The sequence below is a fragment of the Sphingomonas paucimobilis NBRC 13935 genome (genome assembly GCF_000739895.2).
GTDB classification, from domain to species: Bacteria; Pseudomonadota; Alphaproteobacteria; order Sphingomonadales; family Sphingomonadaceae; genus Sphingomonas; species Sphingomonas paucimobilis.
Map to the genome: position 1 here is coordinate 1 of NZ_BBJS01000028.1, position 10,900 is coordinate 10,900.

The following is a 10,900-nucleotide window of genomic DNA, read 5'->3' on the forward strand; positions in this document are numbered from 1 at the left end:
GGGGTGTCACGGCCAGGGGGGACACCCCTCCACCATCCTTCGGATGGTCCCCCTCCCCTTATAGGGGAGGAATATTTTCCAGCGCATTCATCGCGGCATGCACCTTTGCTTCGGCCTCGGCGCGGGGCAGGCCCGGCGGGATCACCTCACCGAACCGCAGCGTCACCACCCCCGGCCGCTTCAGCCCCTTGCGCGGCCACACCCGTCCCGAATCGGTCGCCACCGGCACCACCGGCAGGTTCAGCATCCGGTACAACCCCGCAAAACCGGGCTTGAGCGGCGGCGTCTCGCCGGGCTTCACCCGCGTGCCTTCGGGAAAGATCATGATCGACCGCCCCTCGCCCACCGCGCCTTGCGCGTCGCGCATCATGCCGCGCATCGCCTTGGCCGAGGCGGCACGGTCGACGACGATCGCGCCATATTTGCGCACCGCCCAGCCCCAGAGCGGAATGTTCGCCAGTTCGCGCTTCAGCACCATGGCAGGCGCATCCAGCATCCGCTGCAGTTCCATCGTCTCGAACATCGCCTGGTGCTTGGCCGGATAGAGCGCGGGCGTCGTGGGCCGCGTCCCCTCCACCACCACGCAGATACCCAATATCCAGCGGGTGCAGATCCGATGGAATCGCGTCCAGGTCGTCGCCCAGTGGATCACCGCCTGCCGCCCGCCCACCGCGATCGCCGGCGACAGCAGCGCCATGATCGCCGACACCGGATAGAAGATGGCGACGAAGATGATGTTGCGAAGAAGAATCACGCGCCAATCCCCGTCCAAAGCGCGATCCTGCGCAGGATCAGCTTGTTATATTCGTTGACCAATGTGCCCAGCCTGGGCTCCGACGGCACCCCGTCGCCCAGCACCACCACTTGTGGCCCCAGCGCCGCGACCAGTTCCATCCGCGCGCGCGGCAAATGCCAGTCGGAGGTGACCAGCCGCACCGTGCGATAGCCATGCTCGCGCACCCAGCGCGCCGTCTCCTCGGCGTTCGAGCGCGTGTCGACCGCCTCCAGACCCAGATCGATACAGCAGGAAAACAGCGATGGCGCGGTACGATAGGTGCGCGCCAGGTCGATCGGCCGCACGCCCGGCGCGACCCCGGTCACCAGCATCCGCTTGGCCTGATGCGCCTGAAGCAGCGCGATGCCGCGATCGATCCGCCCCGCCCCGCCGGTCGGCACCACGATCGCATCGGTGGTGTTGTTCTCCAACGGATGCGGCAGGCTGAGCATGAAGGCGGCGAACCCCAGGCACCAGCCGAGCGCGACGAGACCGATCAGCCGCAGCATCAGAGCATCCGCCGCATCTGGGCCAGCACCGCCAGCCGCGCCGCGACCACCGCCAGCGCGACGAAGCCGAAGGGCAAGGCGATCAGCATCGCCAGATCGCCCATCGCCAGCTTCAGGCCACCAAGCAGTTGCGATTCGAGCGCCCCGACCTGCCGCGCGACGATCAGGATCGCGATCGCCGCGACCACACTGCCCGCCACTGCGCCGATCCCGGCGTCGAGCGCGATGCGCCGCTGGAACAGGCGGGCGACCTGGCGATCGGTCGCGCCCAGCATATGGATGACCTCGATCGTGCCGCGATGCGCCTCCAGCCCGGCCCGCGCGGCCAGCATGACGACCGCCGCCGTCGCGCCCAGCATCAACAGGATGATCGCCCCGGCCAGCCAGGCGGCGGTATCGAGCAGCCGTCCGACCGGGCCCAGCCAGGTGGCGTGCGAATCGACCCGCGCCGCCGGGCTCGCCCGCGTCACCGCCGCCGCCACCCGCGCCACCGCCGCGCCGCTATCGCTGGTCAGATCGACATCGATCAGCGCCGGCACGGGCAGCCCGGCGGCGGCCGCATCACTGCCGAGCCAGGGCTGGAGCATCCGCGCCAGTTCGGCCTGCGGCACCGGGGTCGCGCGCGCGACATCGGCCTGGGCACGAAGCACGCCCAGCACGCGCGCGGCGGCGGCATCGCGCCGCTGCGGCTCGCCCTCGACGATCTGCACCGTCAGACGACCCGCCATCTGCCGGTCGAGCGCACCGGCCGCCTGCCCGGTCGCCAGCCCCGCCGCCGCGGTCAGCAGGGTCAGGAACAGCATGATCGCGATGACCCAGCTCATGACATGCGCCCCGCCGACATCGTCGAGCGCCCGCGCCTCCGCGCCCGATTCCTTGCGCGTCATAGGCCACTCCGCGCGAGGGTCGAACGCGGCGGCTCGGGCGGCGACACCGGCTCGGGATCGACCAGCCGACCGCGCTTCAGGTGCAGGCGGTGGCCACCCGGCACCCTATCGATCAGATGCCAGTCATGGGTCGCCATGACGACCGTGGTGCCCAGCCGGTGCAGCGAATGGAACAGATGGAGCAGCCGCTCGGCCATGGCCGGGTCGACATTGCCGGTGGGTTCGTCCGCGACCAGCATTTCGGGCCGTGCGATCACCGCGCGGGCGATCGCCACCCGCTGCTGCTCGCCGCCCGACAGGGTCGCGGGGCGCGCGCCGGCGCGTTCGGACAGGCCGATCCAGTCGAGCATCTCGCGCACCGCGCGCGCAATCTCCGATTCGGCCATGCCCGCGACACGCAAGGGGAGCGCGATATTGTCCGCCGCGCTCAGATGCGGGATCAGGCGGAAATCCTGGAACACCACGCCGATCCGCCGCCGAAAACCGGGCAGCCGGTCGCGCGGCAGGATCACCGCATCCTCGCCGAACAGGCGGATGATGCCCCGGCTCGGCCGCTGCGCGAGGTAAAGGAGCCGCAGCAGCGACGTCTTGCCCGCGCCGCTCGCCCCGGTCAGGAAATAGAATTGCCCGGATCGCAGCGTGAAACTGACGTCACACAGCGTCTCCTCGCCCGCGCCGTATCGCAGACCGACATTCTCGAACTGGACGATGTTCGCCATGCCCGGATGGCCTTGGCATGGCCCGCTCCTCGCTTCAAGTTCCGCGCTTCAAGCTTGCCACGCCTAGGGGCGGCGTGCTTACTGGAATACTTGGGGGCCTGATCCGGATGGCCTCGTCCTGTCCGTTGAAGTGCCGTTCCGCATGATCCTCGAATGCCCTGAATGCCGCACCCGCTATCTGGTGCCCGACAGTGCGATCGGGCCCGAGGGAAGGACCGTTCGCTGCGCCCATTGCCGGCATAGCTGGTTTCAGAATCCGGCCGATCCGGATGAACCGGCGCCGGTACCGACCCAGGACGATGCGAGCGCCGACGCGTTCGAGGCGCCGATCGCGGCCGAACCCGTACCCCCGCCGCCCCCGGTCATCGTGCCGCCGCCGGCTCCGCCGATCCTGTCGCCGGGCGATCCCGGCTTTGACGCCTTTGCCCATCGCCCGCCCTTCCGCGCGCGCCGCAACCCGGTGCGCCGCTGGACGATCGGCGCGGTCGCCGCCGGCCTGCTGATGCTGGTCGCGACGGCGGCGATCCTGTGGACGGGGATGCCGGGCATCGGCGGCTGGCTGGGCTTCGGTTCGACCGAATCGGCGCTGGAACTGCGTTCCAACCCGATCGAGCGGCGCGAGCTGGAAAATGGTTCGGAGCTGTTCGCCATTTCGGGGCAGATCATCAATCCGTCCTCGGGCCAGCAGCGCGTGCCCGATCTTCGCGCCGAGTTGAAGGATGCCCAGGGCCGCGTCGTCTTTTCCTGGACGATCGCGCCGCAGCAGCGGACGCTGGGGCCCGGCGCCTCGATGGACTTCAACTCGGCCAAGCTCGACGTGCCGCCCAGTTCCAAGCGGCTGGACCTGAGCTTCGCAGGCGAAAGCGACCCGGCGAACTGACCGGTCAGGCGGGGCGCGACCCCGCCTGCAACCGGCGCGCGACGATCGCGAAGCGCGCGCCGTGCAGCATCGCCGCGACCAGCATCCCCGCCGCCGAGGCCCAGGCGAGCGCCGCCGCGCCCCATCCGGCGCTGACCAGCCACCAGCCGATGCCGCCGGTTACCAGGAAATAGGCGATGATGCTGTTGATACCGGCCGCCACCTGATCCCCCAGCGAGCGCAGCGCATAGACCAGCACCACCTGCATCCCGTCGAACAGGATGAAGGGCGCCCAGATCGCCAGCATCGCGATCGCCACCGCATGTGCCTGGGGCAGTGCGGGGAACAGCGCGACGACGGGCCCCGGCGCCAACAGCAGCCCCAGGCTGCACAGCCCCATGGCAAGTGCGGCGAGACCGACCGCCAGCAGCGTGCGCGGCACCGCCGCGATCGCCTGCCCCTCACCCACCGCATTGCCGGCCCGCACCCCCGCCGCCGATCCCAGGCCGAGCGCCAGCGCGAAGGTGACATTATGGGCCGAGAAGACGATCTGGAAGCCATGCGCGGTGGCATCGCCGAGCCGCGTCGACAGCGCGATCAGAATGGCGAAACCCGCCAGTTCCAGGCCAGAGGCAATGGCCGGTACCGTGCCGAACCGTGCCAGCCCCCAGGCACCCGCCAGCGTCGGGGCCCAGGCGGCACGGTCCATGCGTTGTACACCACGCTCCGCCCCGCGCGGCAGCGTCACCGCGCTGGCCACCATCGCGACCGCCCCCAGGGCCGAGGCGATCACCGTCGCCAGCGCCGCGCCGACCGCGCCCAGCGCCGGCAAGCCCCACTGCCCGCCCGCCAGGGCCCAGGCGAGCAGAGCGTTGATCGGCAGGATCGACAGATTGACCACGGTCACCCGGCGCGGCCGGCTGATCCCCTCCAGAAAGAAGCTGGCGGCGATCAGCACCATCTGGAACGGATAGCCCAGCGCCATGACCGCCACGACCCGCGCGCCCGGTTCGATCAGCAACGGCGCGACACCGATCCCGCGCAACAGAGCGGCCCCGCCCAGCCCCAGGATCAGCATCGCCGCCACCCCCAGCATCAGTCCCAGCACCATCCCGTCGCGCAGCGCCTGTCCGGTCGCGGGCAGGTCGCCTGCGCCATCGGCGCGCGAGGCACGGACCAGCACGCCCGACAACCAGGCCAGACCGGTGACGATCGCGATATAGGTGAGCGAACGGCTGGCCGAGAGCGCCGCCACCTCATGCTCGCCGACCATCCCGACCACGATGACATCGGTGACGTGCAGGATCGTCCAGTTGAGGCTGGTCAGCATCACCGGCCAGGCCAAGCCGAACAGACGGAGGACTTCCGCCCGCCGGGGCGTGCGATCGGGGGGAAGCGGCGCGGTCATGCCCGCCTGCCTAGTCCTGCTGGTCCGACAGCGAAACCCGTCATGGCCGAACGAAAGGCCCCTTGCGCAGGCCGTATCGCTTTGCTAGGGGCACCCGCCTACCAGCCCTCCGGCTTGCCGGTGGTGACTATCGAGTGCGGTCGTGGCGGAATTGGTAGACGCGCAACGTTGAGGTCGTTGTGGCCGAAAGGCCGTGGAAGTTCGAGTCTTCTCGACCGCACCAATATCCGCCCATGGGGGCGGATTTTTTCATTTAGAATGATGGGGACGGAGCCAGGCGCTTCGTCATCACGTTCATCCTCCCCTTGCAGGGGAGGAATTGGAAGTGCGCGCACCCGGTCGAAACATCAGGATTCAGCCCGAAAGCCGGACATCACCGCCGTACGACGATCGCCGCCAGCGTGTCGATCGGCAGGGGCGAGACGAAGCGGAAGCCGAATCGGTCGTCGCGCACCCAGCAGATGGTGCCGAAGATCGCCGTGCCCATCGGCCGCACGATGATCTGTCCGGCCAGCCCGACCACGACCTCACTATCGGCGCGCAACTTGGCGCCGCCGGCGGAAATATCGAGCATCTCGGCGGCGAATTTGCGATCGCCCACCCGGACATCGGCCGCCAGCGAAATTTCGAATCGCGGAGGACGCGGGATCGTCTCGTCCTCATTCTCGTGCAGGAATATCCGCTCATAGGGCTGGGGCGAATCGAACTCGATGCCCGCCTTGGCCCCGCGTACCCATCGTACCGTCCCACGGACGGGGGGCAGGCCGCGCACCTCGATGCATATCGATTCCCCGACCGAGGGCACATCGACGAATCGCGCCATCAGGCCAGTAGCGGAGATGTTGTGGACCAGACACACGCCGGGTCGATCGCCGCATAGCTTGCCCAGCAACAGGACGGCCGAGTGCCGCTTGCCGGCCCGCCGCTCCAGCGACGCGCTCTCCTGTTGTTCGACTTGCTCCATCCCTGCCCTTTCCGCCGTGATCACGTTGGCGCGACACGGCTCGCCGTTCGTCTTAATCGATCATCTGTAAAAAAATACCAACTTTGACGCGCGGTGCGACCCCGAAACGCATATTCGCCGCAGCGTATGGCCGCGCCGTCCGTCGCAGCGGGGTGAGCAGGCGACTTGTGATCGCCCCCAAAGCCCTGTAATTCGCGAGGCGTCCCATGCCTCGCGCACCGTCTTCCCGGTCTTCCCGGCCTCGTTCGTCCAAGCCCCGCTCTCCTTGGCGGCGCCGGATCGTCGTAACCCTGCAGATTCTTGTCGGCCTGGCCGTGCTCGCGATCGGCGCGCTGGCCATCGCGGTCTTCGTCGCCAAGTCGCAATTGCCGAGCTTCGAGGAACTGAAATCCTCGCCCAACGGCCAGATGATCCGCGTCCATGCCGTCGACGGCACGGTGATCGTGTCGCTCGGGCCGAGCTATGGCGAATGGCTGTCCTATGACAAGATTCCGAAGGTCATGCGCGATGCGACGGTGGCGGTCGAGGATCGCCGGTTCCGCGAACATCCCGGCGTCGATCCGATCGGTATCGCCCGCTCGGTCGAGGTCCGGCTGGAAAAGGGCCGCTGGAAACAGGGCGGCTCGACCATCACCCAGCAGATCACGCGCACCATCTTCCTGAACAATCAGAAGAAGTTCGCGCGCAAGTTCCGCGAGGCGATCCTGGCCCTGGCGATGGAGCTGAAATTCTCCAAGGACCAGATCCTCGAGCTGTATCTGAACAAGGTCTATTATGGCGGCGGGGCCTATGGCATCGATGCCGCCAGCCGCAAATTCTTCGGCCACGGCGCGGATCATCTCAGCCTGTCGGAAGCCGCGGTGATCGCCGGGCTGGTCAAGGCGCCGTCCAACTATTCGCCGACCGCCGATGCCGAGGCCGCTGTCGGCCGCGCCGGCGTGGTCATCGGGCAGATGGAGCGCAACGGCTTCATTTCGGCCGAACAGGCCGCCAATGCCGATCCGCAGGCGCTCAAGCTCGCGCCCGAGCCGAAGCAGAATTCGGTTCGCTATTTCACCGACTGGGCGCTGCCCCAGCTCGACACGCTGATCGACGAGCAGACCGCGCCGCTCGACGTGTGGACGACGCTCGACCTCAACATGCAGCGCGCCGCCGATACCGCGATCCGCGCCGATGCGCCCCCGGGGACGCAGGGCGCGCTGGTCAGCCTGGACCGCGACGGCGCGGTGCGCGCGATGGTGGGGGGCAAGGATTATGTCACCACCAACTATAATCGCGCGGTGACGGCCGTTCGCCAGCCCGGTTCGGCGTTCAAGCTGTTCGTCTATCTCGCCGCGCTGGAGGCCGGACACAAGCCCGAGGACCGGGTGGTCGACGAGCCCGTCACCATCGACGGCTGGTCCCCGCGCAACGATTCGCGCCGCAATTCGGGCAGCGTGACGCTGCGCACCGCCTTCGCCTATTCGCTCAACACCGTGGCGGCGAAACTCGGCCAGGAAGTCGGCTTCCAGACGGTCGCCGACATGGCGCGTCGCTTCGGTATCACCACGCCGGTCAACACCCATCCCTCGATGGTGCTCGGCACTTCCGAAGTGCGGGTGATCGACATGACCAGCGCCTTTGCCAGCGTCGCGAACAAGGGGGTAAAGGTCACCCCCTATGGCATCACCAAGGTGATCGCCAACGGCCAGACCATCTATACCCATGAGGTCGATCGCAGCCATGTGCTGGTCGCCCCCTATGTCGCCGCCGAGATGACCGATCTGCTTCAGACCGCCGTCAACACCGGCACGGGTCGCGCCGCGCAGATCGGCCGACCGGTCGCGGGCAAGACGGGCACGACCAGCAGTTCAAAGGACGGCTGGTTCCTGGGCTTCTCCAGCGGGATCACCACGGGCGTCTGGATGGGCCGCGACAATGGCAAGCCGGTCGCCGGCCTGCACGGCGGCACCGCCCCCGCCAAGGCCTTTGCCGATTATATGAAGGTCGCCGTCGCCAACCGGCCGATCGAGCAGTTCGAGACTCAGGTCACGCTGCCCGAATGGCAGTTGGAGCCCGATGAGGAGAGCTATTTCGGCCAGCCCGATGACGGCGTGACGGCGGTGGATGCCGATGGCAATCCGCTGCCCCCGCCCACCGCCGGCGCGGCGCCGGATGGCAGCGAGGCGGTGGAAATCCCGATGCACCGCGATCCGGCCGCGCCTGCGCCGATCCAGCAACCGGCGCAACCCGACCAGCCCAGTGCGCCCGATGCGCCGCCACCCCCGGCGCAACAGCGATTGGATCAGGCGTGGATCGACCGGGTCACGGGCCGTGGTGCGGGATCAGCGCCGCGCGGTGATCCGCGCGATCCGCGTACCCCGCGCCCCGCGCCCCCACGCGAGCGTCAGGACGATCGCCCGTACCAGTGAAGCCCCGCGCCATGCTGCCGCAACCAGGCGGTGGCGGGTGCCGGGTCGCTACCCAGCAGTTCCGCGACCAGCGCGTGAAAAGCCGGCGCATGGTTCATATGGACGCGGTGCGCGACCTCATGCGCGACGGTGGCGCGGCGGACGAAGACTGGCGCCAGGATCAGCCGCCAGCTATAGCGGATCGCCCCTGACGAGGCGCAGCTACCCCAGCGCGCCTTGGGATCGGCGACGCTGACCTTCGACACCGCGACGCCTGCAAGGAGGGCGAACTCGGCCGTTTCGCGCGCCAATACCTCCAGTGCCTGCCGCTTCAGCCAGGTCTCGATCCGGCGGCCGAGCGTCTCGATCGGGCCCGAGGCGAGCAACCGGTCCTGCTCGCGCTGGATCACCCGGCGGCTGCCGGCTTCCCAATGCAGCGTCAGCGTCTCGTCGCCAAAGGGGATGGCCGCGCCGGGGGTGAAGGGGCGCGGCATGGGCAGGCGCGCGCGCTGCTCTGCGATCCAGCCCTGCTTCTCCTCGGCCCAGGCCAGCGCGGATTTCAGCGCGGCGCGCTTGGGCACCACCAGCCGCGCGGTGCCGGTGGCGGGATCGACGCTCAGCCGGATACGCTTGGCGGTCGGATGCCGCACGACTTCGTCGATCACAATTCCCGGTCCACGATATGGTTTTCGAAATCGCCGGCATCATCCTCGCTGATCGTCCAGCCGCGCACCGACTGGCCGGCGCGGTGCACCGCCTCGCGGTCGCCGCAGACCAGATAATGCCAGTCGGGCAGCGGCTCGTTCGCGGCGCGCAGGCGATAGGCGCAGGTGGTGGGCAGCCAGTCGATCGACCGGACATTGCCCATGGTCAGCCGTACGCATTCGGAGACGTAAGCGCGGCGGTGGCGATAATTGGAGCATTGTCCGCTGCGCCGGTCGAGCAGACGGCACGCGACATTGGTCGGCACCAGCTCGCCCGTCTCCTCATCCTCCAGCTTGTGGATGCAGCATTTGCCGCAACCGTCGCACAACGCCTCCCACTGCGCGCGGTCGAGGCTTTCGATCGGCTTTTCCCAAAAGCGCTCCATCACTGCACCCAGCGGTCGAGCGTGGCGGCGACCGCCTGCGGCCCTTCGTCCGAGGGGACCAGTGCCAGCGGCTTGCCCGCCGGGTCCATCAGATAGACCTGGCGGCTATGGTTGACGAGATAGCCGCCGCCCGGCGCCGGATCGCCCTTTTGCGACCAGACGGCATAGGCCTTTTTCGCCGCGTCGATCTGCGCCGGCGTGCCGGTCAGCCCGACGATGCGCGGGTCGAAGGCGGCGGCGAAGCGGCCGACCACCTCCGGCGTATCGCGCTCGGGATCGACGGTGACGAACACGGCCGCGATCTTCTTCGCCTTGGCCGGCGCGCTCTTGTCGAGCAGTTTCAGGCCGGCCGCGATCGCCTGCATGTCGGTGGGGCAAACATCGGGGCAGAAGGTATAGCCGAAATACATGACCCGGTAGCGCCCTGCGAAATCGCGATCGGTGACGGTGCGGCCATCGGCACCGGTCAGGCGGAATGGCCCGCCGATCTTCGCGCCCGCGAGCGGCGGCTGCTCCTGCGCAGACGTCTGGGGGCCGGAGCCGCAGCCGGCGACGGCTAGTGCCAGGGCGCCTGCAAAGAACGGGAATAATCGGGTCATGACGGCGACAGCCTTGCTGTGATAAATCGCCACTTGCAAGTCATGCCCTATCGTTCAGGATCTCGCTTCATGTCCCTTCGCCCCCTGCTGGCCGCCGCGCTTCTGGGTAGCCTCGCCCTGCCCGCCACGGCGCAGATGATGCAGTCGGAAAGCTACAAGTTCCTGCAGGCGGTGAAGGACGCCAAGGGCAATGAGGTGACGAACATGCTGGATCGCCCCGGCGCCAGCATCATCAACACCCGCGACGTGACGAACGGCGAAGGCGCACTGCACATCGTCATCAAGCGCGGCGACGAGACGTACTTGCGCTTCCTGCTGCAAAAAGGCGCCGATCCCAATCTGCGCGACGGGCGCGGGAACACGCCGCTGCTGCTGGCGGTGGCGGGCGGCCAGCCCGACATGATCCGCATCCTGACCGCGGCCAAGGCCAATCCCAATATCGGCAATTCGGGTGGCGAAACCCCGCTGATCCGCGCGGTCCAGCGCCATGACATCGCGATGGTCCGCGAATTGCTCGCCGCCGGGGCCGATCCCGACCAGGCCGACAATATCGCCGGCCTGAGCGCGCGCGACTATGCCACCCAGGATTCGCGCAACGCCGCCATCGCCAAGCTGCTCGCCGAAACGCCGAAAAAAGCCCGTGCGGCGGTGGCGGGCCCGAAGTTCTGAATTCTCATTCCTCCCCTGCAAGGGGAGGTGG

General features: G+C 68.4%; 12 protein-coding genes and 1 tRNA gene. 4 read left to right on the top strand and 9 right to left on the bottom strand.

The annotated features are described in order from the left end of the window. Positions 1–58 precede the first annotated feature (58 nt). From SP6_RS09395 to ftsE, 4 genes are read right to left on the bottom strand one after another with little or no spacing between them, the layout of a single operon-like run. On the bottom strand, positions 59–754 hold the full coding sequence (locus SP6_RS09395) for a lysophospholipid acyltransferase family protein (RefSeq protein WP_007406687.1): 696 nt from the start codon (positions 752–754) through the stop codon (positions 59–61). Continuing rightward, complete coding sequence (locus SP6_RS09400; RefSeq protein ID WP_037569839.1) at positions 751–1,287, bottom strand: YdcF family protein; 537 nt, start codon at positions 1,285–1,287, stop codon at positions 751–753. The genes SP6_RS09395 and SP6_RS09400 overlap by 4 nt, the downstream gene beginning before the upstream one ends. Beyond that, positions 1,284–2,171, bottom strand: coding sequence for a cell division protein FtsX (locus SP6_RS09405; protein ID WP_007406682.1), 888 nt, complete (start codon positions 2,169–2,171; stop codon positions 1,284–1,286). Before SP6_RS09405 ends, SP6_RS09400 begins: the two co-directional genes overlap by 4 nt. Beyond that, entirely contained in the window at positions 2,168–2,890 is a 723-nt protein-coding gene (gene ftsE / locus SP6_RS09410; RefSeq protein WP_007406683.1) for a cell division ATP-binding protein FtsE, read from the bottom strand. Before ftsE ends, SP6_RS09405 begins: the two co-directional genes overlap by 4 nt. Positions 2,891–3,032: 142 nt before the next feature. Between ftsE and SP6_RS09415 the strand changes: the two genes are divergently transcribed. Next, entirely contained in the window at positions 3,033–3,770 is a 738-nt protein-coding gene (locus SP6_RS09415; RefSeq protein ID WP_007406684.1) for a zinc-ribbon domain-containing protein, read from the top strand. 4 nt (positions 3,771–3,774) lie between these two features. Here SP6_RS09415 and SP6_RS09420 read toward each other — a convergent pair whose 3' ends face one another. Beyond that, a complete protein-coding gene (locus SP6_RS09420; protein WP_007406675.1) occupies positions 3,775–5,157 on the bottom strand; it encodes an MATE family efflux transporter in 1,383 nt (460 codons plus the stop codon). A gap of 136 nt (positions 5,158–5,293) precedes the next feature. Here SP6_RS09420 and SP6_RS09425 point away from each other — a divergent pair. Continuing rightward, positions 5,294–5,380: transfer RNA gene (locus tag SP6_RS09425), tRNA-Leu, on the top strand. Between the two features lie 150 nt (positions 5,381–5,530). On the opposite strand, the gene SP6_RS09430 is transcribed toward SP6_RS09425, so the two are convergent. Continuing rightward, positions 5,531–6,121 (bottom strand): PilZ domain-containing protein, encoded by a 591-nt coding sequence (locus tag SP6_RS09430; protein ID WP_007406697.1) that lies wholly within the window; start codon positions 6,119–6,121, stop codon positions 5,531–5,533. A gap of 206 nt (positions 6,122–6,327) precedes the next feature. On the opposite strand from SP6_RS09430, the gene SP6_RS09435 reads away from it, so the two are divergent. Next, complete coding sequence (locus SP6_RS09435; RefSeq protein WP_082052467.1) at positions 6,328–8,532, top strand: transglycosylase domain-containing protein; 2,205 nt, start codon at positions 6,328–6,330, stop codon at positions 8,530–8,532. Here the strand turns inward: SP6_RS09435 and SP6_RS09440 are convergent. From SP6_RS09440 to SP6_RS09450, 3 genes are read right to left on the bottom strand one after another with little or no spacing between them, the layout of a single operon-like run. Then, a complete protein-coding gene (locus SP6_RS09440) occupies positions 8,508–9,176 on the bottom strand; it encodes a M48 family metallopeptidase (protein ID WP_007406690.1) in 669 nt (222 codons plus the stop codon). The genes SP6_RS09435 and SP6_RS09440 overlap by 25 nt on opposite strands. Next, positions 9,173–9,601, bottom strand: coding sequence for a YcgN family cysteine cluster protein (locus SP6_RS09445; protein ID WP_007406686.1), 429 nt, complete (start codon positions 9,599–9,601; stop codon positions 9,173–9,175). The genes SP6_RS09440 and SP6_RS09445 overlap by 4 nt, the downstream gene beginning before the upstream one ends. Then, positions 9,601–10,200 carry an SCO family protein gene (locus tag SP6_RS09450; RefSeq protein WP_037569847.1) on the bottom strand — a complete coding sequence of 200 codons (600 nt, stop codon included), beginning with the start codon at positions 10,198–10,200 and terminating at the stop codon, positions 9,601–9,603. Before SP6_RS09450 ends, SP6_RS09445 begins: the two co-directional genes overlap by 1 nt. Positions 10,201–10,269: 69 nt before the next feature. On the opposite strand from SP6_RS09450, the gene SP6_RS09455 reads away from it, so the two are divergent. Continuing rightward, positions 10,270–10,869, top strand: a complete 600-nt coding sequence (locus SP6_RS09455) for an ankyrin repeat domain-containing protein (protein ID WP_037569840.1) — start codon at positions 10,270–10,272, stop codon at positions 10,867–10,869. The last annotated feature ends 31 nt before the right edge of the window (positions 10,870–10,900 follow it).

Coding starts and splice junctions, on each gene's coding strand:
- SP6_RS09405 (WP_007406682.1), bottom strand. CDS start 2,171: ATGACGCGCAAGGAATCGGGCGCGGAGGCGCGGGCGCTCGACGATGTC.
- ftsE (WP_007406683.1), bottom strand. CDS start 2,890: ATGGCGAACATCGTCCAGTTCGAGAATGTCGGTCTGCGATACGGCGCG.
- SP6_RS09415 (WP_007406684.1), top strand. CDS start 3,033: ATGATCCTCGAATGCCCTGAATGCCGCACCCGCTATCTGGTGCCCGAC.
- SP6_RS09420 (WP_007406675.1), bottom strand. CDS start 5,157: ATGACCGCGCCGCTTCCCCCCGATCGCACGCCCCGGCGGGCGGAAGTC.
- SP6_RS09430 (WP_007406697.1), bottom strand. CDS start 6,121: ATGGAGCAAGTCGAACAACAGGAGAGCGCGTCGCTGGAGCGGCGGGCC.
- SP6_RS09435 (WP_082052467.1), top strand. CDS start 6,328: ATGCCTCGCGCACCGTCTTCCCGGTCTTCCCGGCCTCGTTCGTCCAAG.
- SP6_RS09445 (WP_007406686.1), bottom strand. CDS start 9,601: ATGGAGCGCTTTTGGGAAAAGCCGATCGAAAGCCTCGACCGCGCGCAG.
- SP6_RS09450 (WP_037569847.1), bottom strand. CDS start 10,200: ATGACCCGATTATTCCCGTTCTTTGCAGGCGCCCTGGCACTAGCCGTC.
- SP6_RS09455 (WP_037569840.1), top strand. CDS start 10,270: ATGTCCCTTCGCCCCCTGCTGGCCGCCGCGCTTCTGGGTAGCCTCGCC.